The organism is Streptomyces sp. SUK 48, assembly GCF_009650765.1.
In the GTDB taxonomy this organism is placed as follows: Bacteria; Actinomycetota; Actinomycetes; order Streptomycetales; family Streptomycetaceae; genus Streptomyces.
Genome location: NZ_CP045740.1, coordinates 3474946 through 3494225 on the forward strand (window position 1 = coordinate 3474946; position 19280 = coordinate 3494225).

At 74.3% G+C, this 19280-nt stretch carries 18 protein-coding genes and 1 tRNA gene; 6 read left to right on the top strand and 13 right to left on the bottom strand.

Features of this window, described 5'->3' with window-relative positions:
* Positions 1-60 precede the first annotated feature (60 nt).
* Together GHR20_RS14710 and GHR20_RS14715 are read right to left on the bottom strand one after the other, a co-directional pair.
* Positions 61-717, bottom strand: coding sequence for a hypothetical protein (locus GHR20_RS14710; protein ID WP_343336006.1), 657 nt, complete (start codon positions 715-717; stop codon positions 61-63).
* 60 nt (positions 718-777) lie between these two features.
* Positions 778-1695 (bottom strand): polysaccharide deacetylase family protein, encoded by a 918-nt coding sequence (locus tag GHR20_RS14715; RefSeq protein WP_153813431.1) that lies wholly within the window; start codon positions 1693-1695, stop codon positions 778-780.
* Between the two features lie 91 nt (positions 1696-1786).
* On the opposite strand from GHR20_RS14715, the gene GHR20_RS14720 reads away from it, so the two are divergent.
* Positions 1787-2968, top strand: a complete 1182-nt coding sequence (locus tag GHR20_RS14720) for a methyltransferase domain-containing protein (RefSeq protein WP_153813432.1) — start codon at positions 1787-1789, stop codon at positions 2966-2968.
* Positions 2969-2972: 4 nt separating this feature from the next.
* Here GHR20_RS14720 and GHR20_RS14725 read toward each other — a convergent pair whose 3' ends face one another.
* Positions 2973-3974 carry an LCP family protein gene (locus GHR20_RS14725; protein WP_194859120.1) on the bottom strand — a complete coding sequence of 334 codons (1002 nt, stop codon included), beginning with the start codon at positions 3972-3974 and terminating at the stop codon, positions 2973-2975.
* Positions 3975-4122: 148 nt separating this feature from the next.
* Entirely contained in the window at positions 4123-5160 is a 1038-nt protein-coding gene (locus GHR20_RS14730; RefSeq protein WP_111586107.1) for a LacI family DNA-binding transcriptional regulator, read from the bottom strand.
* A gap of 104 nt (positions 5161-5264) precedes the next feature.
* On the opposite strand from GHR20_RS14730, the gene GHR20_RS14735 reads away from it, so the two are divergent.
* The 4 genes from GHR20_RS14735 to GHR20_RS14750 all read left to right on the top strand — a co-directional run bounded on the left by GHR20_RS14735 (position 5265) and on the right by GHR20_RS14750 (position 10842).
* On the top strand, positions 5265-6602 hold the full coding sequence (locus tag GHR20_RS14735; protein ID WP_153813433.1) for an extracellular solute-binding protein: 1338 nt from the start codon (positions 5265-5267) through the stop codon (positions 6600-6602).
* Between the two features lie 95 nt (positions 6603-6697).
* Positions 6698-7513, top strand: coding sequence for a sugar ABC transporter permease (locus GHR20_RS14740; RefSeq protein WP_194859121.1), 816 nt, complete (start codon positions 6698-6700; stop codon positions 7511-7513).
* Positions 7514-7544: 31 nt separating this feature from the next.
* The gene (locus GHR20_RS14745) at positions 7545-8414 is read left to right on the top strand and encodes a carbohydrate ABC transporter permease (RefSeq protein ID WP_243878352.1); all 870 of its coding nucleotides are present in this window, start codon (positions 7545-7547) and stop codon (positions 8412-8414) included.
* A gap of 34 nt (positions 8415-8448) precedes the next feature.
* The gene (locus GHR20_RS14750; protein WP_153813436.1) at positions 8449-10842 is read left to right on the top strand and encodes a glycoside hydrolase family 3 N-terminal domain-containing protein; all 2394 of its coding nucleotides are present in this window, start codon (positions 8449-8451) and stop codon (positions 10840-10842) included.
* A gap of 1 nt (position 10843) precedes the next feature.
* On the opposite strand, the gene GHR20_RS14755 is transcribed toward GHR20_RS14750, so the two are convergent.
* From GHR20_RS14755 to tsaB, 5 genes are all read right to left on the bottom strand, one after another.
* A tRNA-Arg gene (locus tag GHR20_RS14755) sits at positions 10844-10916 on the bottom strand.
* Positions 10917-11019: 103 nt separating this feature from the next.
* Positions 11020-11277, bottom strand: a complete 258-nt coding sequence (locus GHR20_RS14760; RefSeq protein ID WP_153813437.1) for a hypothetical protein — start codon at positions 11275-11277, stop codon at positions 11020-11022.
* Positions 11274-12362 carry a tRNA (adenosine(37)-N6)-threonylcarbamoyltransferase complex transferase subunit TsaD gene (tsaD, locus tag GHR20_RS14765; protein ID WP_153813438.1) on the bottom strand — a complete coding sequence of 363 codons (1089 nt, stop codon included), beginning with the start codon at positions 12360-12362 and terminating at the stop codon, positions 11274-11276. The genes GHR20_RS14760 and tsaD overlap by 4 nt, the downstream gene beginning before the upstream one ends.
* Positions 12355-12831: a ribosomal protein S18-alanine N-acetyltransferase gene (gene rimI / locus GHR20_RS14770; protein WP_111586151.1), complete on the bottom strand. Its 477-nt coding sequence runs from the start codon at positions 12829-12831 to the stop codon at positions 12355-12357. Before rimI ends, tsaD begins: the two co-directional genes overlap by 8 nt.
* A 17-nt stretch (positions 12832-12848) precedes the next feature.
* A complete protein-coding gene (gene tsaB, locus GHR20_RS14775; RefSeq protein WP_153813439.1) occupies positions 12849-13505 on the bottom strand; it encodes a tRNA (adenosine(37)-N6)-threonylcarbamoyltransferase complex dimerization subunit type 1 TsaB in 657 nt (218 codons plus the stop codon).
* Positions 13506-13625: 120 nt separating this feature from the next.
* On the opposite strand from tsaB, the gene GHR20_RS14780 reads away from it, so the two are divergent.
* On the top strand, positions 13626-14186 hold the full coding sequence (locus tag GHR20_RS14780; protein ID WP_111586101.1) for a hypothetical protein: 561 nt from the start codon (positions 13626-13628) through the stop codon (positions 14184-14186).
* Positions 14187-14539: 353 nt separating this feature from the next.
* Here GHR20_RS14780 and tsaE read toward each other — a convergent pair whose 3' ends face one another.
* The 4 genes from tsaE to GHR20_RS14800 all read right to left on the bottom strand — a co-directional run bounded on the left by tsaE (position 14540) and on the right by GHR20_RS14800 (position 19273).
* On the bottom strand, positions 14540-15070 hold the full coding sequence (gene tsaE / locus GHR20_RS14785) for a tRNA (adenosine(37)-N6)-threonylcarbamoyltransferase complex ATPase subunit type 1 TsaE (protein WP_111586100.1): 531 nt from the start codon (positions 15068-15070) through the stop codon (positions 14540-14542).
* Positions 15033-16271 carry an alpha/beta hydrolase gene (locus tag GHR20_RS14790; RefSeq protein WP_111586099.1) on the bottom strand — a complete coding sequence of 413 codons (1239 nt, stop codon included), beginning with the start codon at positions 16269-16271 and terminating at the stop codon, positions 15033-15035. Before GHR20_RS14790 ends, tsaE begins: the two co-directional genes overlap by 38 nt.
* Before the next feature lie 150 nt (positions 16272-16421).
* Positions 16422-17636, bottom strand: coding sequence for an alanine racemase (alr, locus tag GHR20_RS14795; protein WP_153813440.1), 1215 nt, complete (start codon positions 17634-17636; stop codon positions 16422-16424).
* A gap of 206 nt (positions 17637-17842) precedes the next feature.
* Entirely contained in the window at positions 17843-19273 is a 1431-nt protein-coding gene (locus GHR20_RS14800) for an NAD(P)H-hydrate dehydratase (RefSeq protein WP_194858884.1), read from the bottom strand.
* Positions 19274-19280 lie beyond the last annotated feature (7 nt).

Genomic DNA, 19280 nt, shown 5'->3' on the forward strand with positions numbered 1-19280 from the left:
GCGGGTGCGGGAGCGCATATCGGCGCTCGGCCGGCGCCGGGTGTGCCGGCCCGGCGCTGATCAGTGGAGGTAGTCCTCCAGCCGGGCCGCCGTCAGGTTTCGTCTGCGCATGGCGTCCAGGAGGCGGGCCGTGGGGACGCCCGTCAGGAGGCGGACGATGTCACCTTGGCGGAGGCGGCGCGGGCCCCGGGGGTAGACGAGGCCCGCCGGGGTGAGGGTGGCGCGCCACAGGACGACGGCGGTGATGCCGCAGTCGGCGGCGGCGCGCAGGGTCGTGGCGTCGTACGCGCCCCGGGGCGGGCGCAGGAGCCGGGTGCGGCGGGCGCAGAGCGCGGCGCGCTGGGTGGCGTACGGCGTTCCCGCCAGGGGCCGCGGTGCGGGGGTGAACCGGGTCACCGGGACACGGAGTCCGCGGGGCGCGGCGGCGCCGCGGGGGTCGCGGCCGGTGGCGTCGTAGGTGAGGAAGACGACCCGGTCGCGGGTGGGGACGTGGTCCACGACCGGGGGCAGCGGCCGGCCGGACGGCGGCGCCGCGAGCGGCCGGCCGTGCGGCCGCACCCCTTCCGCCGCCTTCCTGCCGAGCCGTTCGATGGGGACGACGGGCTGGGCGCACCCGGCGAGCAGCAGTGCCGCGGCGAGGACCCCGGCGGCGACGGACGGCAGGCCCGTGCCCCGCGCACACCACCGCCCCGGCGCCCCGCCGCCGGGGCCCCTCACCCGCGCCCCGCCGGACACCTCACCGCGCCCTGCGCGGCCGGCGCGGACCGTGCGGCCGACTCACAGGTAGTCCTCCAGCCGGGCCACCGCGTACCCCTCGCGCGTCACCTTGTTCAGGAAGCGCCGCATGTCGTCGACCATGGTGCCGTCCCAGTCGCTGCGGCCGCGGAAGTGGGTGAGGACGATGTCGCCCCGGCGCAGCTGCTGGTCGTCCTCGCGGAACTCCCAGTGGTCGACGTACACCTCCTCGTTCCAGATCGGGGCGTACTTGATGCCGCAGGACTTGGCGGCGACCAGGGTGTCCTGGTTGTAGTTGCCGTAGGGCGGGCGCAGCACGGTCGGGCGCTTGCCGAACTGCTTCTGCATGATGTCCTGCATGTCGCAGATCTCGTGCTTCTGCTGCTCGTAGGACAGCCCCGGCAGGTAGGGGTGGGTGAGCGTGTGGTTGTTGAGGGTGTTGCCGTAGGACTGCGCCGTGCGGAAGTAGCCGTAGTCGTCCTTGACCAGGTAGTTGCTGAGGAAGGCGGTGTACGGCACCTTCAGGTCCCGCATCATCTGGAGGAACCGCGGGTCCTTCTCCGAGCCGTCGTCGATGGTGAGGAAGACGACCTTGTTCCGGGTCGGGACCGTGGTGAAGACCGGCGGCAGGGCCCAGTCCTCCTGGTGGTCCACCTCGAAGCCGGCCCGCGCGGTGATGTGCGGCTTCACCCTGGGCGGCGGCGGGGGCGCGATCGGGACCTCGTCCAGGCCCCAGCGTTTCGCGGCGGCGGCCATGCGGGCGCGTTCCGCGGCCTGGACGGCACGGGGGTCGGGGGCGGCGTGCCCGGTCGCGCCCTGCCCCGCCGCCGGGCGGGCGGTGCCCGGTCCGGAGCCGGAACCGGAGCAGCCGGTGACGAGGGCGGTCGAGGCGAGGACGGCGGCGGCACAGCCGAGGGCGACGCGTGCCCGACTTTTGTCATTTTGTACTACTAGTCGCATGGTGCTGGATCTTCGCAGGCCCCGCCCCCGCTCCCCGGGCGACAGCGCCGCCCGGACGCGCACCATCCACCGACTGGCCCACAATGACCCGGTGAACGACCTCGCTCCTCTCCTCACCCCCGAAGGCCGGGCCCTCCTCGAAGAGGTCCGCGGCACCGCCCCGGCCGATGAACTCGCCGTCGCCACCCGGCTGCGCCGCGACCACCCCGCCGACCTGGTGTCGGCCGCGCTCGGCCAGGCCCGGCTGCGGCAGCGCGCGGCGGCCAAGTTCGCGGCGGCGGACGCGGAGCGGATGTTCTTCACGCCGAACGGGGTCGAGCAGTCGACGCGGGCGAGCGTGGCGGCCTACCGGGCGCGGCGGCTGACCGATCTCGGGGTGACCTCGGTGGCGGACCTGTGCTGCGGGATCGGCGGCGACGCCATCGCGCTGGCGCGGGCCGGTATCCGGGTGCTCGCGGTGGACCGGGACCCGCTGACGGCGGCCGTGGCGCGGGCGAACGCCCAGGCGCTGGGGCTCACCGACCTGATGGAGGTGCGGGAGGCGGATGTCACGGAGGTGGACACCGCCGGGTACGACGCCGTGTTCGTGGATCCCGCGCGCAGGGGAGGCCGGGGCCGCGTCTTCGACCCGGAGGCGTACTCGCCGCCGCTGTCCTGGGCCGTGGAGGCCGCCCGCCGGGCGCCGCACGCCGCGCTGAAGATCGCGCCCGGCGTCCCGCACGAGGCGGTGCCGCCGGAGGCCGAGGCGGAGTGGATCTCGGACGGCGGCGATGTGAAGGAGGCGGTGCTCTGGTTCGGGACCGGGGCGCCGGGCGCGGTGCGGGCCACCCTGCTGCCCGGCCCGCGCACCCTGCTCGGACGGGGCCTGCCGGATCCCGACGTGCGGCCGGTGGGGCGGTACTTGTACGAGCCGGACGGTGCCGTGATCCGCGCGCACCTGGTCGCCGAGGTGGCCGAGGAGGTCGGCGGCGGGCTCGTCGACGCGACCATCGCGTACGTCACCGCCGACGGGCTGCACCCGACCCCGTACGCCACCCCCTACGAGATCACCGACCAACTCCCCTTCAATCTGAAGAAGTTGAAGGCCCTGCTGCGCGAGCGGGAGGTCGGGACGCTGACCGTGAAGAAGCGCGGTTCGGCGGTCGAGCCGGAGGAGTTGCGGCGCAAGGTCAAGCCGCAGGGTCCGAACGCGGCGACCGTCTTCCTCACCCGGGTCGCGGGGGCGCCGACGATGCTGGTCGGCGGGCCCGCCCGGCCGCCCGAGGGCCCCTGAGCGGTCAGCGCAGGGCCGCCCACAGGTTCCCGGCGTCCGGCTCCTTCGCGATCACCCGGTTGGGGTCCGAGGGCGCCGTGACGACGGGCATCATCACGGTCCGCACCCGGTCCGCGTCCAGCCCCCGCAGGCTCTTGCCCAGTTCGGTCAGCTCGGTCAGGGAGTCGAGCCCGGTGTCGGTGGTGAGGCTCTTGGTGGCCGCGTCGGCGACCGTGTACAGCCTGGCCGGGTCGGTGAGCAGGTGCGTGCCGGACATCCGCTCCAACAGGGCCTTGACCAGCAGCTGTTGCAGACCTATGCGGCCGAGGTCGCTGCCGTCGCCGATGCCGTGCCGGGTGCGGGCCAGGGCCAGCGCCTGCTTGCCGTCGAGGTGATGGGGCCCGGCCGCCAGGTGGAGGTGGCTCTTGTCGTCGTCGATGTCCTGGGCCGTGGTGACGTCGACCCCGCCGAGCGCGTCGACCAGCCGGGCGAAGCCGGAGAAGTCGATCTCGACGAAGTGGTCCATGCGCACCCCGGTGATCGACTCGGCGGTCTTGACCGCGCACACCGGACCGCCCACCGAGAAGGCGCTGTTGAACATGGAACCGTACGCCACCGCCGTCGAACCCCCGCCGGGCAGCGGGCAGGAGGGGCGGGTGACGAGGGTGTCGCGCGGGATGCTGACCACGGTGGCGCGGGTGCGGCCCGCGTCGAGGTGCACCACCATCGCGGTGTCCGAGCGGGCGCCCGAACTGTCGCCGCCGCCCAGCTCCTTGTCCGCCGTGCCGCTGCGCGAGTCCGAGCCCAGCACCAGGATGTTGAGCGAACCGGCCGGCAGCGGGGCGGCCGCGGCCGTGGAGGCGCTCGGGGAGGGCGCGAGCATCGCGTGCGCGGGGCGGTCGTCGCCGAGCGCGCTGTCGATGTCGACGCCCTTGATGTTGTGGTCCAGCCGCCAGTAGGCGTAGCCAGCCGTGGCCGCCCCCAGCACCAGGGCCGCCGCCAGGGTGAGTCCGGCGATCCGCAGCACTCTCGAACGCCGGCCGTGCTCCTCGTGTCGCGTCACGGCAGGAACGTAAGTCCGAATTATTAGGGGACTGTTAGCGGAAGCCGCACCGAGGGGTTTTCTTCGGAGATTCTCATCGGCCGCGGGCGGCCGGCCTCTCCGAAAGTTTCGATCACTCGGACGGCCGAGGCGGCTCCGCCGTGCTGGAACGCACCACCAGACTGGTCGCCAGCTCCAGCCGGGTGGCCGCGCGCTCCTCGTGCGCCCCGCCCAGTTCGAGCACCAGCCGGGCCGCGGCCTCGGCCATCTCGGTCAGCGGCTGCCGTACGGTCGTCAGCGGCGGCCCCACCCAGCGGGCCACCGGGAGATCGTCGAAGCCGACCACGCTGAGGTCCTCCGGGATGCGCAGCCCCAGCTCGCGCGCGGCCTCGTACAGGCCCACCGCCTGGAGGTCGTTGCCCGCGAAGACGGCGGTCGGCCGGTCGGGGCGGCGCAGCAGCTCCATGCCCAGGCGGTAGCCGGCGTCGTGGTGGAAGTCCCCGGCCACGATCAGCGAGGGGTCGACGGGCAGGGCGGCCGTCTCCAGGGCGGCGCGGTAGCCGTCGATGCGGGCGCGGCTGCACATCATCCGGGACGGGCCGCTGATCGCGCCGATCCTGGTGTGGCCCAGCTCGACCAGGTGCCGGGTGGCCGCGAGCCCGCCCTGCCAGTTGGTGGCGCCGATGGACGGCACGTCCGGGCCCGGGTCGCCGGCCGGGTCGACCACCACGAACGGGATGGACCTGCTGGTCAGCAGCGCCTGCTGGGCGCCGTCCAGCTCGGACAGGACGAGGACCACGCCGTGCGGGCGGCGGGCGGCCACCTGGTCGGCCCAGGAGCGGCCGGGGGTGAGCCGCCCGGCGGACTCGGAGAGCACCACGCTGAGCCCCGCCGACTGCGCCACGTTCTCCACGCCCCGGATGACCTCCATCGCCCAGGCGCTGTCCAGCTCGTGGAAGACCAGGTCGATCAGCGGGGAGCGGGATGCCTCGGCGCGCCTGCGCCGGTAGCCGTGGGCGCGCAGCAGCTCCTCGACGCGGGTGCGCGTCGAGGGCGCGACATCGGCTCTGCCGTTGAGGACCTTCGAAACAGTCGGAGCGGACACCCCGGCCTCACGGGCGATCTCCGCGAGCGTCGCGCTCTGCGTTTCCACGGACTTACCAGGCTTCATGCCGCGATCGTAATCCCTGCGCGACCCCTTGACGACGCCCCTGTTCCGCCATACCTTCCCGGAACATTCGGAACCTCACTCGAAACATTGCGAGGGCCAGGGTCATGGAGTCCACCACGTCCAACGGCGGGCGCGCGTTCAGCAGACGCTGGGTGCTCGGCGCCGGTGCCACCACACTCGCCGCCGCCGGCACCGCCGGACTCACGGCCTGCGGCTCCTCCGGGGGGCCGGGTGGCGGGGGCACCCTCACCGCGTTCGTGTACGGCGACGACGCGGCCGAGGTCCAGGTCGCGGCGATCGACCGGTTCAACTCCTCGGCCGCCGCGAAGAAGGCCAAGGGCAGGATCAAGCTGGAGAAGGTGCCCGGCTCCGCGTACCCGGCGAAGCTGCGCACCGCGATGGGCTCCCCGAACGCGCCCGACATCTTCTTCAACTGGGGCGGCGGCTCGATCAAGGCGTACCGCGACGCCGGGCAGCTGGTGGACCTCACCGACACCATCACGTCCGACCCGGTCCTCAAGAGCGGCTTCCTGCCCTCGGTGATCACGGCCGGCGGCATCGGCGGGCACAATTACGGCATCCCCATGCGCGGCATGCAGCCCGTGATCCTCTTCTACAACACGTCCCTCTTCGCCGAGCACAAGCTCCGGCCGCCCACCACCTGGGACCAGTTGCTGGACATCAACGCCAAGCTGAAGAAGGCCGGGATCACCCCGTTCGCGCTCGGCGGCGCGGACATCTGGCCCGAGCTGATGTGGCTGGAGTACCTGGTCGACCGGATCGGCGGCCCCCAGGTCTTCGACCGGATCAAGAACGGCGACGCCTCCGGCTGGGGCGACCCCGCCGTCCTCAAGGCCGCCCAGACGGTCAGGCAGCTCGTCGACGACGGCGCCTTCGGCAAGGGCTTCAGCTCGGTCGCCTACACCAACGGCGGCGCCCCGGCCGTGTTCGCCAGGGGCAGGGCCGCGATGCACCTGATGGGCTCGTGGGAGTACTCCACCCAGCTCGGCAAGTTCCCGGACTTCGCCCGCAAGAGCCTCGGCTGGACCGCGTTCCCGGCCGTCGAGGGCGGCGCAGGCGACATCCGCGACGTCGTCGGCAACCCCACCAACTACTGGTCGGTCAACGCCCGTACGTCCGACCGGGACGCGGCGCTCGCCTTCCTGCGCGACTGCGCCTCCGAGACGTACGCCAAGGCGCTGATCGCAGGCGGCGACGTCCCGGCCACGACCAACGCCGAGAGCCTGCTCGACGCCTCGCCGAACCCGGCGTTCGCCACGTTCCAGTACACGATGGTGCGGGACGCCCCGGCGTTCACGCTGAGCTGGGACCAGGCCGTGGACCCGGACGTGTCGACGCCGATGCTCACCGAGGTCGACAAGCTGTTCGTCGGCAAGTCCTCGCCGAGCCGGTTCGTCTCGGCGCTCCAGGGGCTGAAGTGAGCGTCGGCACGGCCAGGGGCGGCTCGCGCCCCGGTGCGGACCGCCCCCGCCGGGGCACCGGGGCGGACGCGGGCCGCCCGCACGCCGTCCTCGCGCTGCCCGGCGTCCTGTTCTTCCTGTTCTTCGCCGCCCTCCCGATGGTGCTGGCCTTCTGCCTGTCCTTCACCGAGTGGAACGGCCTCGGCGACCCGCGTCCCGCCGGACTCGCCAACTGGCGCAAGCTGTTCGACGACGGCCAACTCACCCAGTCCCTCACGGTCACCGTGCTGCTCACCGCGGTCAGCTGGGCCTTCCAGACGGTCGTCTCGCTGCTGCTCGGCGTGTGGGCGGCGGGCCGCCGGCGCAACCGCGCGATCCTGTCGGCGATCTTCTTCGTGCCGTTCCTGCTGTCCTCGACGGCGATCTCACTGCTGTTCCACGCCCTGCTCGACCCCAACTTCGGGATCGTGCGCGGCGACACCCTCGGCTCCACCGACGGGGCCTTCCTCGCGATCGTGTTCGTCGGCGGCTGGCAGTTCATCCCCTTCCACACCCTGATCTACCAGGGCGGGGCCCGGCAGATCCCCGACGTCCTCCACCAGGCGGCCGCCATCGACGGCGCGGGCCGCTACCGCCGGTTCTTCTCCATCACCCTGCCCCAGCTGCGCAACACGGCGACCACCTCCGGTGTGCTGATGGTCGTCGGCTCGCTCACCTACTTCGAGACCGTCCTGATCCTCACCCAGGGCGGCCCCGGCACCGACACGGCGATCCTGCCGTACCTGATGTACGAGGCCGGCTTCAAGAGCTACGACTTCGGCTACGCCAGCGCCGTCGCCTCCTTCCTGGTGGTGGCCGCGACCGCGCTGTCGCTGCTGCTGGTGCGGCTGTCCGGCTTCGGCGCGATGCGCGGTACCCGGGAAGGAATGTGACGCGGTGGCACCCGACACGCTGCCCCACTCCGTGCAGACCGGCGCCGCGCCCGCGGCCCGGCCGGACGGGCGCCGCCGCCACTGGACCCGGCGGCCGAACCCGCTGGCCGGCCTCGGCTCGGCCGTCTGGCTGGTCGTCGTCCTCGTGCCCGTCTACGCGATGATCACGGCCTCGCTCACCCCGCGGGACGAGGCGCTGGGCCACAACGCCCTGAAGCCGCCCGCCCATCCGACGCTGGCCAACTACAGCACCGTCCTGCACAGCGGGTTCTTCCACTACCTGGGGAACACCGTGCTGGCGGCGGTGGCCGTCGTGGCACTCGTGCTGGTGCTGTGCGTACCGCTCGCCTATGTGGCCGTGCGCACCCGGGGCTTCTGGTCCGGGGCGGCCTTCCGGCTGTTCCTGCTGGGCGTGGCGATCCCGGCGCAGGCCGTCGTCGTACCGCTGTACCTGATGATCGCCAAGCTGAACCTCTACGACAGCCTGCTCGCGATCGTGCTGCCGACGGCCGCGTTCGCCATGCCGGTGGCCATCCTGGTGCTCACCGGCTCGCTCAGGGACATCTCCGAGGAGGTGTACGAGGCGATGGCGCTGGACGGCGCCTCACCGCTGCGGATGCTGTTCCAGCTGGTCATCCCGATGGCCAAGGGCGGCATCAGCACCGTCGGGATCTACTCGGCGCTCCAGGCGTGGAACGGCTTCCTCTTCCCGCTGATCTTCACCCAGTCCGAGGGGCCGCGCGTGCTCACCCTCGGACTCTTCACCTACGTGAGCCAGTTCGGCGTGGACATCCCTGCCCTGCTCGCCTCGGTCGTCCTCTCCGGCATCCCGGTCTTCGCCGTGTATCTGGTGGCCCGTCGCGCCCTGGTGGGCGGCCTGATGGGCGTGGGCGGCAAGTGACCGCCACCCGCGCCCCCTTCCCGACAGGAGTTTCATGAGCACCACCCCCGGCACCGCGGCCGGCACCGCGCCCGCCGCCGCCCCCTGGCGCGACCCCGCCCTGCCCGCCGCCGTCCGCGTCGGCGACCTCCTGGCCCGGATGACCCTGGAGGAGAAGACCGCCCAGCTGTACGGCGTCTGGGTGGGCGCGGCCACGGACGGCGACGGGGTCGCCCCGCTCCAGCGCGAGATGACCGCGGCCCACGACTGGGACGAGCTGATCACCCTCGGCCTCGGCCAGCTGACCCGCTCCTTCGGCACCGCCCCCGTGGACCCGGCGCTGGGCGCGCGGGCACTGGCCCGCGCCCAGCGCCGGATCGCCGGGGCCGGCCGCTTCGGCATCCCGGCCGTCGCCCACGAGGAGTGCCTGGCGGGCTTCACCGCGTGGCAGGCGACCGCGTACCCGGTGCCGCTGGCCTGGGGCGCGACCTTCGACCCGGCGCTCGTCGAGGAGCTGGGCGGGCGCATCGGCCGCGATCTGCGCGCGGCCGGCGTCCACCAGGGCCTCGCGCCCGTCCTGGACGTGGTGCGGGACCTGCGCTGGGGCCGGGTGGAGGAGACCATCGGCGAGGACCCGTACCTCGTCGGCACCATCGGCACGGCGTACGTGCGGGGTCTGGAGTCGGCCGGGATCATCGCCACGCTCAAGCACTTCGCCGGGTACGCGTCCTCGGCCGGGGCCCGCAATCTGGCCCCGGTGCGCGCGGGCGGCCGGGAGCTGGCGGAGGTGACGCTGCCGCCGTTCGAGATGGCACTGCGCGAGGGCGGCGCCCGCTCGGTGATGGCGGCCTACACCGAGACGGACGGCGTCCCGGCCACCGCCGACCCCCGGCTGCTGACCGGAGTGCTGCGCGAGGAGTGGGGGTTCACCGGCACGGTCGTCGCCGACTACTTCGGCATCGGCTTCCTCCAGTCGCTGCACCGGGTGGCCGCGGACCCCGCCGGGGCCGCGCACGCCGCGCTGGAGGCGGGCGTCGACGTCGAGCTGCCCACCCTGAGCTGCTACGGAAAGCCGCTGGTGGAGGCCGTACGCGACGGGCGGATTCCCGAGGCGCTGGTGGACCGGGCCGCGCGCCGGGTGCTGCTCCAGAAGTGCGAGCTGGGCCTGCTGGACCCCGGCTGGACGCCGGAGACCGGCGAGGAGATCGACCTGGACTCGGCCGGCAACCGGGCGCTGGCCCGGCGGCTCGCCGAGAAGTCCGTGGTGCTGCTGGAGAATTCGGGCGGGGCGCTGCCGCTGGCCCCGGACGCGCGGATCGCGGTCGTCGGGCCGCGCGCGGCGGACGCGCTGGCGATGCTGGGCTGCTACTCCTTCCCGTCCCATGTGCTCACCCACCACCCCGGGGTGCCGCCGGGCATCGACATCCCGACCGTCCTCGACGCCCTGCGGTCCGAACTCCCGGGCGCCGAGGTCGCGTTCGCGCGCGGTTGCGGGGTCCGCGACCCGGACACCTCCGGTTTCGCCGAGGCGGTGGCGCGGGCGGCCGCGTCCGAGGTGTGCGTGGCCGTCCTCGGCGACCGGGCCGGGCTGTTCGGGCGCGGCACCTCGGGCGAGGGCTGCGACGCGGAGGACCTGCGGCTGCCGGGCGCCCAGGCCGGGCTGCTGGACGCGCTGGTCGCGACCGGCGTCCCGGTGGTGCTGGTGCTGCTGACCGGCCGCCCCTACGCGCTGGGCCGCTGGCGGGGCCGGCTCGCCGCGGTCGTCCAGGCGTTCTTCCCGGGCGAGGAGGGCGGTCCGGCGCTCGCCGGGGTGCTGTCCGGCCGGGTGAACCCCTGCGGGCGGCTGCCGGTGAGCGTGCCGCGGCGGCCCGGCGGCCAGCCCTGGACCTACCTCCAGCCCCCGCTCGGCCTGGCCGGCGAGGTCAGCAGCCTGGACCCGACCCCGCTGTACCCGTTCGGACACGGCGGCTCGTACACCACGTTCGCCTGGGAGGACGCCGAGGGGGGCGGGGCGGAGATCCCGACGGACGGCGGGTACGACCTCTCGCTCACCGTCCGCAACACGGGCGAGCGCGCGGGCGCCGAGGTGGTCCAGCTGTATCTGCACGACCCGGTGGCCTCGGTGACCCGGCCGGACGTCCGCCTGATCGGCTACCGGCGGGTGGAGCTGGCCCCCGGCGAGGCCCGCCGCCTCACCTTCCGCTTCCACACCGACCTCTCCTCCTTCCCGGACCGCACGGGCACCCGGATCGTGGAACCGGGCGAGCTGGAGCTGCGCCTGGCCGCGTCGAGCACGGACGTACGGCACCGGGCGCGGCTGCGGCTGACCGGGCCGGTGCGCGCGGTGGGCGCGAGGCGGCGGCTGCGCTGCGAGGTGACGGTGAGCGAGGTCCGACCGGGCGGGGCAACGCGAACACCCCGCCTCCGGAGTACCGGAGACGGGGTGTGAGTGGAGCGCCGGGCAGGTCTTGCACCTGCATCTCCCCGCAGGAAGCGGGACGTCTTTCCTTGGACCACCAACGCACTGCGTTCGTACCGGCTTTCCGGCCGTTCGCTGTGTGATGATCATAGACCGATACGGACGGCGGCCGCAAACTCGCCCGGAACAAAGGGGACTTAGTCACCCCTACTCGGACGCGACCGGCTCGAAACGCCAGCGGTGCACGGCCCTGGTGACCAAGTGGGTTTCCGGCTCCGGGAGTTCGGGCACCGCCGCGTCGTACGGCTCCGCCCACCAGGTGATGACCAGCACCCGGTCCCCCGGCGCGCGGAAGGTCTCGCGGCGCAGCGGCTCTTCGTCGAGCCGCTGGGCGCGGGCCCAGGCGAGGAGTTCCCCGCCCCGGCCCTCGGCCGCGCGCGCCTCCCACATCAGCGCGACCGTCATGAGTACAGGTTCTCCTTGCTGACCTCGTGCACATGGTCGTGGTGGCCCGGCACATGCGGGTCGGTGACCGGCAGGGAGGAGTCGGCGGACAGGTCCCAGCTGGAGGCGGCCCGGCCCCGGGCGACCATCTCGGCGCCGAGCGCGGCCACCATCGCGCCGTTGTCCGTGCACAGCTTGGGGCGCGGCACGCGCAGCCGGATGCCGGCCGCCTCGCAGCGTTCCTGGGCGAGGACGCGCAGCCGGGAGTTGGCCGCCACCCCGCCGCCGATCATCAGGTGGTCGACGCCCTCGTCCTTGCAGGCGCGCACGGCCTTGCGGGTGAGCACGTCCACCACGGCCTCCTGGAAGGAGGCGGCCACATCGCGCACCGGGACCTCCTCGCCGGCCGCGCGCTTCGCCTCGATCCAGCGGGCCACGGCGGTCTTGAGGCCGGAGAAGGAGAAGTCGTACGCCGCGTCGCGCGGGCCGGTCAGGCCGCGCGGGAAGCTGATCGCGGCCGGGTCGCCCTCCTTGGCGTACCGGTCGATGACCGGGCCGCCGGGGAAGCCCAGGTTCAGCACGCGGGCGATCTTGTCGAACGCCTCGCCGGCCGCGTCGTCGATGGTCGCGCCCATCGGCCGGACGTCGGAGGTGATGTCCGAGGACAGCAGCAGCGAGGAGTGGCCGCCGGAGACCAGCAGCGCCATCGTCGGCTCGGGCAGCGGGCCGTGCTCCAGCTGGTCCACGCAGATGTGCGAGGCGAGGTGGTTGACGCCGTAGAGGGGCTTGCCGAGCGCGTAGGCGTACGCCTTGGCGGCGGAGACGCCGACCAGGAGGGCGCCCGCGAGGCCGGGCCCCGCGGTGACCGAGATGCCGTCGAGGTCCCGGGCGCTGACCCCGGCCTCCTTCAGGGCGCGGTCGATGGTCGGGACCATCGCCTCCAGGTGGGCCCGGGAGGCGACCTCCGGGACGACGCCGCCGAAGCGGGCGTGCTCGTCCACGCTGGAGGCGACGGCGTCGGCCAGCAGGGTGGTGCCGCGCACGATGCCGACGCCGGTCTCGTCGCAGGAGGTCTCGATGCCGAGGACGAGGGGTTCGTCAGCCATTGATCTCGGTTCCTTGAACAGATGCGGAAGGGTCGGTCAGGCGCATCACCAGGGCGTCCACGTTGCCCGGCTGGTAGTAGCCGCGCCGGAACCCGATGGGGGCGAAGCCGAAGCGCTCGTACAGCTTCTGCGCGCGGATGTTGTCCACCCGGACTTCGAGCATCACCTCGTGGCACTCGAACGCGGTCGCCGCCCCCAGCAGATCGGTCAGCAGCCGGCCGCCGAGCCCCGAGCCCTGGAGGTCGCGGGCGACGGCGATGGTCTGGATGTCGGCGAGGTCGCCGGAGGCGGCGAGGCCCGCGTAGCCGACGACCCGGCCGGTGCCGTCCTCGGCGGTGACATAGCGGCGGGTGGCCTCGGCGCCCCGGGAGTGGGCCAGTTCGGACCAGAACATGCCCCGGGACCAGGCGTCCTCCGGGAACAGGTCCTTCTCCAGCTCCAGGACCTGATCGATGTCCCACCAGCGCATCTCACGCAGTTCGACGGTCACTTCGGGGTGACCACCTTGTAGTTCTTGGGGACCTGCGCGTCCGGGCGGCGCAGGTACAGCGGCCTCGGCGCGGGCAGTTCCTCCCCGGCGGCCAGCCGCTCGGCGGCGAGCGCGGCCAGCGCGGCGGCGGACACGTGCTCGGGCTCATGGGCGCTCGGGAACGTGTCCGGGTAGAGCAGGGCGCCCGCGCCGGCCGCCGGGAGCCCGGCGACCCGCTCGGCGATGTCGGCCGGGCGGTCGACGGCCGGGCCGGTCAGCCGGGTGCGGGAGTCGGCGTACGTCGCCCAGTAGACCTCCTTGCGCCGGGCGTCGGTGGCCACGACGAAGGGGCCCTTTTCGATGTCGGCGGCGTAGGCGAGGCCGTCCAGGGTGCACACGCCGTACACGGGGACGCCGAGCGCCAGGCCGAAGGTGTCGGCGGTCATCAGGCCGACGCGCAGTCCGGTGTAGGGGCCGGGTCCGGTGCCGACGACGATCCCGGTGACCGCCTCCAGCGTGAGGCCGGCCTCGGTGAGGACCCGGTCGACGGCCGGCAGCAGCAGCTCCCCGTGCCGGCGCGCGTCCACCTGCTTCGAGGAGGCGATGACGTCCGTGCCGTCGTGCAGGGCGACGGTGACGGCGGGCGTTGCGGTATCCAGAGCGAGCAAGAGCACGCGAACAGCCTACGGCGCCCGCGCCTCGCGCACGGCCGTCCGGGGCGGACGGTCACCGGCTGCTACGGTCTGTACGAAGTACGACATATCGCGCACGGCGGACGGCGGAGGTGGAAGCAGGTGGCAGGGACCAGCTCGGGAATCGTGGCCGGCCTGACCGCGGCGGCCCTCGGCGTGGTCGGCTTCCTGGCGTACGAGGCGTACGCGACGGTCCCGGCGGGGCTGGGCATCCGCCCCGCGGCCAACGGCTCGCCCGGCGCGCAGGCCACGAAGGCGCCCCGGGACCGGCGGCACCCGACCGCCCTGCCGAGCGGTTCCGGCAAGGGTGAACGGGTGGTGTACTCGGTGGACGACGACCGGGTCTGGCTGGTCGGCGCGGGCAACGGGGTGCTGCGCACCTTCCGCGTCCGCCCCGGCACGGTCGACCCGCCCGTCGGCACGTACTGGGTGACCTCCCGCTCGCACGCCGTCACCGGCACGGACGGCATCCCCATCGAACACGTGGTCCGCTTCACCACGGTCGACGGCGTCACCATCGGCTTCTCCGCCCCCGTCACACCCGACGCGGTCCCGGCGCCGGACGCGGGCACCCGGACGGGCGGCATCCGCGAGACCCGCCCGGACGGGGACGCGATGTGGAAGTTCGCGACGATCGGCGAACGCATCCTGGTGATCCACTGAGCGCTCCGCCGGGGGCCGCCGACGCTCTCGGGGGCCGGCGGCGTCTCGCGGCGGACGGCCCTGGAGACCCCGGAGGGTTACGCCGCTCGTCTCGGGCTGTCGGCCTGCCGGGGGGCGCGGGGCTCCGGGGGGCGCGGCGGGCTGGAGACCTGTGCCGCGGCGGCGCAGGACGCCAGCAGGACGTGCATGGGGACCGGCGCGGGGGCCTTCGGGGGGCGGGGGGCGGGCATGGGCGCCTCCTGAGGTGCGGCGGCGTAGTGAGGCATGCCTGACTACGGGCTGGACACCATGTCATCACGCCCGGGATGGCCGCGCAACATCTTGCCGACGGCCTGTCGGAAAACGGGCCGGGTTCAGGCCGTGAGGGTCTCCAGGCCCGCCTCGGCCCAGCGCGCGCCGAGCCCCGTGAGGGTCACATGCCGCACCTCGTCCGTGGTGTCGCCGACCGCGCGGTGGATGACCAGCTGGAGCCGGTCCTCGGTCAGCTCCTCGACCTTGCCCTCGCCCCACTCCACGACGATCACCGAGTCGGACAGCGAGACGTCGAGGTCCAGGTCCTCCATCTCGTCCAGACCGCCGCCGAGCCGGTAGGCGTCCACATGCACGAGCGGCGGGCCGTCGCCGAGGGACGGATGCACCCGGGCGATCACGAAGGTCGGCGAGGTGACCGCGCCGCGCACACCGAGCCCCTCCCCCAGGCCCCGGGTCAGCGTGGTCTTGCCCGCGCCCAGTTCGCCGGAGAGCATCACCAGGTCCCCGGCGCGCAGCAGCTTGGCGAGGCGCCGGCCCAGCTCACGCATCTGCTCGGGCGAGGTGATCGTCAGCCGGGTCTCCGCCCGGTCGTGCTCAGCGGGGTCGTGCGGTGCTGCTGCTGGACGTTCCATAGGAACTTACGGTAGCCGCTGCGGGCACCGCTCCCGCCCGGGTGAGCAGATCGGCGAGGCGGTCTATGACCACCTCCGGGTGCTCCAGCATCACCAGGTGCCCGGCGTCCGGCACCAGCACCAGCTCGGCGTCGGGCAGCTCGTCGGCTATGGCCTCGCTGTGCCCGCTCGGCGTGACCAGGTCCTGCACACCCGCCAGCACCAGCACCGGCAGCTGCCGGAAGCAGGCCAGCGCGCTCGTCTTGTCGTGGTCGGTGAAGGCCGGGTAGAACTCGGCGACGACGTCGATCGGCGTGGACTCGATCATCCGCTCGGCGAACCGCTCCACCGCCGGGTCGATGTCCCGCCCGGCGAACGAGTACCGCTTGATGACCCCGGCGAACAGCTCCGCCGTCGCCCGGCGCCCCTTCTCCACCAGCTCCGCCTGCTGCCCGAGCGCCTTGAGCACCCCGGGCAGGATCCGGCGTATCGCGTTGACGCCGGCCACCGGCAGCCCGAAGTTCACCTCGCCGAGCCGCCCCGAGGACGTGCCCACGAACGCGGTGCCGACCACCCGCTCCGCGATCAGCTCCGGGTACTGCGCGGCGAGCGCCATCACGGTCATCCCGCCCATCGAGTGGCCGACCAGCACGATCGGCCCCTCGGGCACGGCCGCGTCGACGACCGCCTTCAGATCGCGGCCGAGCTGGTCGATGGTCAGCGGCTCCCGGTCCCGGCTCTGCGCCACACCCCGCCCGGAGCGGCCGTGGCTGCGCTGGTCCCAGTGCACCGTGCGGACGACCCCGCGCAGGGCCGCCCGCTGGAAGTGCCAGGAGTCCTGGTTGAGGCAGTAGCCGTGGCAGAAGACGACGGTGACCGGGGCCGGCGCCTTGCGGCCGAAGAGCCTGAGCCGGCGCGCGGAGGGCGGGGCGCCCGCGTCCGGCTCCGCCTCGTCGACCTCGTAGTACAGCTCGGTGCCGTCGTCGGCGTACGCCTTGCCCGGGGTGCCGCGCAGGGTGCCGTAGGGCCCCGCGGAGTCCAGGGCGAGGCGTGCCTTGCGGCGCACCGTGCGGCCCACCGTCATCCGCTCGACGGCGACACCGGCCGCCGCGCCCGCGGCGAGGACGCCTATCGCGGCACCGGCGATGCCGGTCGCCCTGCGCCAGTTGCCGGCCGCCGAGGCGACGGCGTCCGTCACCGCTTCCGCCCTGTTGTCGCTCACGTGCCGCTCCTCCTCGCCGTCGTACCGACTCGCCTGCCGATGCGCCGTACCGATGTTCGCCGAGACTGACCCGTCCGGGTGTGCGGATGTGACCGGTGTTACACGTTGATGTGGGACAGCCGGTCGCGCTCGCGGCCGTTCGCGGACGGGTTATCCGCGCGCGTCCCCGTTGACGGCGTCGATGCCGTCGACGGCGTCGCTGCCCTCGACCTCATGGACGTAGACGCGCGGCACGCGGGTTCCGACGCGCGTGACGATCTCGTACCCGATCGTGCCGCAGGCCGTCGCCCAGTCCTCGGCGGTGGGCTCGCCCCGGTCGCCGGGGCCGAAGAGCACGGCCTCGGTGCCGACCGGCGGTTCGTCGCCGCCGAGGTCCACCACGAACTGGTCCATGGCGACCCGCCCGGCGACCGTCCGCCACTTGCCGTCGATCAGCACCGGCCCGGCGCCGGAGGCGTGCCGCGGGATGCCGTCGCCGTAGCCGAGCGGGACGAGGCCGAGGGTGGTGTCGCCGGGTGTGACGTAGTGGTGGCCGTAACTGACCCCGTGCCCGCCCGGCACCCGCTTGACCAGGGCCAGCGAGGCGCTGAGCCTCATCACCGGGCGCAGTCCGAAGTCCGCCGGGGTGCCGACCTCGGGGCTGGGCGAGAGGCCGTACATGGCGATACCGGGACGGACCAGGTCGAAGTAGGTCTCGGGAAGGGTGAGCGTGGCGGGCGAGTTGGCGATGTGCCGCACCTCGGGGCGCACCCCCCGCGCCTCGGCGTACGCCACCATCTCCCGGAAGCGGGTGAGCTGGGCGGCGATGGAGGGGTGGCCCGGCTCGTCGGCGCAGGCGAAGTGCGACCACAGTCCGGTGACCCGGACCAGGCCCTCGGCCTCGGCGCGCACGGCGGCGGCGACCAGCTCCTCCCAGTCCGCCCCGGGCTGGCAGCCGTTGCGGCCGAGCCCGGTGTCGGCCTTGAGCTGGACGCGCGCGGTGCGGCCGGCGGCGCGGGCGGCCTCGGTGACCTCGCGCAGCGCCCACATCCCGCTGAGGGACACGTCGATGTCGGCCTCGACCGCCTGCCGCCAGGGCCCGCCGGGCACCCACAGCCAGCACAGGACGCGCTGGGTCAGCCCGGCCGCGCGCAGCGCGAGGGCCTCCTCGGGCAGGGCGGTGCCGATCCAGGTGGCCCCGGCCTCGACGGCCGCGCGGGCGCAGCGCAGCGCGCCGTGGCCGTATCCGTCGGCCTTGACGACGGCCATCACGGCCGCGTCGCCCACGCGGGCACGCAGGGTCCGCACATTGGCGCGCAGCGCGCCCAGATCGATCTCGGCACGGGCACGCAGAGGGGCGGTCGGCGCAGCTGGAGTCTCAGTCATGGCGCCCCCAGTCTCTCAGAGGGCGCGCCCGGCTCCCGGCCGTGGTGCGGGTACGGTCACCGCGCGGGCGCACGGGGCGGTACGGGTACGGCAGTTGGCCGGCGCCGGCGCCACGACGTCCCGGGCACCGCGCCCCGCCCCGCCTCCTCAGTCCCGCACGTCCCCGCCTCCTCAGTCCCGCACGTCCCCGCCCCGCCCCCGCCGTCTCAGTCCCGCACGTCCCGCCACGCCTGCGGCACGCACTCCGCCACGTCGTGCGCCCCCGCGGGCGCGCCCCGCGCCGCGAACCGGCCCGCGAGGCCGTGCAGATACGCGGCGACGCTGCCCGCGTCCAGGGCGGACAGGCCCGCGGCCAGCAGCGAGCCGCCGAGGCCGGAGAGCACGTCGCCGCTGCCCGCGGTGGCCAGCCAGGGGGTGCCGGTGGCGTTCACCCGTACCGCGCCGCCCGCCGCGTCCGCGACCAGCGTGGTCGAACCCTTGAGCAGCACGGTCGCCCGGTACGCCGCCGCCAGTTCGCGCGCCGCGGCCAGCCGGGCGCCCTCGACCTCCTCACGCGCCACGCCGAGCAGGGCCGCGGCCTCGCCCGCGTGGGGTGTCATCAGGGTGGGCGCGGTACGTCCCCGTACGGCGTCCCGGTCCGCGAGCCGCAGCCCGTCCGCGTCCAGCAGCACCGGCACCTCGGCGGCCAGCACCTCGGCGACGGTCGCCGCGTCGTCGCCCGCGCCGGGACCGGTGACCCATGCCTGCACCCGGCCCGCCTCGGCCGGGCCCCGGTCGGAGACCAGGGTCTCGGGGAAGCGGGAGACGACCGCCCGGGCGGCCGGGCCGACGTAGCGCACCGCCCCCGCGCCGCCGCGCAGCGCGCCAAAGACGGCGAGGACCGCGGCGCCCGGGTAGCGCGCGGAGCCGGCCGCGATGCCGACCACGCCCCGCCGGTACTTGTCGCTCTCGGCGGCCGGGTGCGGCAGCAGGCGCGCCACGTCCGCGTGTTGCAGCGCCTCCAGCTCGGGCTCGGCGGGCAGTTCGAGCCCGATGTCGACCAGCCGCACCACCCCGGCGTACTCCCGCGCCGGGTCCACCAGCAGTGCGGGCTTGTACGCGCCGAAGGTGACGGTGAGGTCCGCCCGTACGGCCGCGCCCCGCACCTGGCCGCTGTCCGCCTCGACCCCGCTGGGCAGATCCACCGCGACCACCGCGGCCCGGGTCCGCGCCACGGCCGCCACCAGCCGCTCGGCGTCGGGCCGCAGCCCGCCCGTGCCGCCGATCCCGACGATGCCGTCCACCACGAGGTCGGCCCGCCCGATCGCGTCGCCGGCCGCCTCGGGCACGGCACTCGTGCCCCCGGCCCGCCGCAGCGCGGCCAGTCCCTGGGCGTGCGCCCGCTCGGGCGACAGGAGTACGGCCGTCACTCCGGCCCCCCGTCGCGCCAGCCGGGCACCCGCGTACAGGGCGTCGCCGCCGTTGTCGCCGCTGCCGATCAGCAGGACCACCCGGCTGCCGTACACCCGGCCCAGCAGGTCGGCGCAGGCGGCGCTCAGCCCGGCAGCCGCCCGCTGCATCAGCGCCCCTTCGGGCAGCCGCGCCATCAGGGCCCGCTCGGCCGCCCGCACCGTCTCCACGCCGTACGCACTCCGCATGGCACCG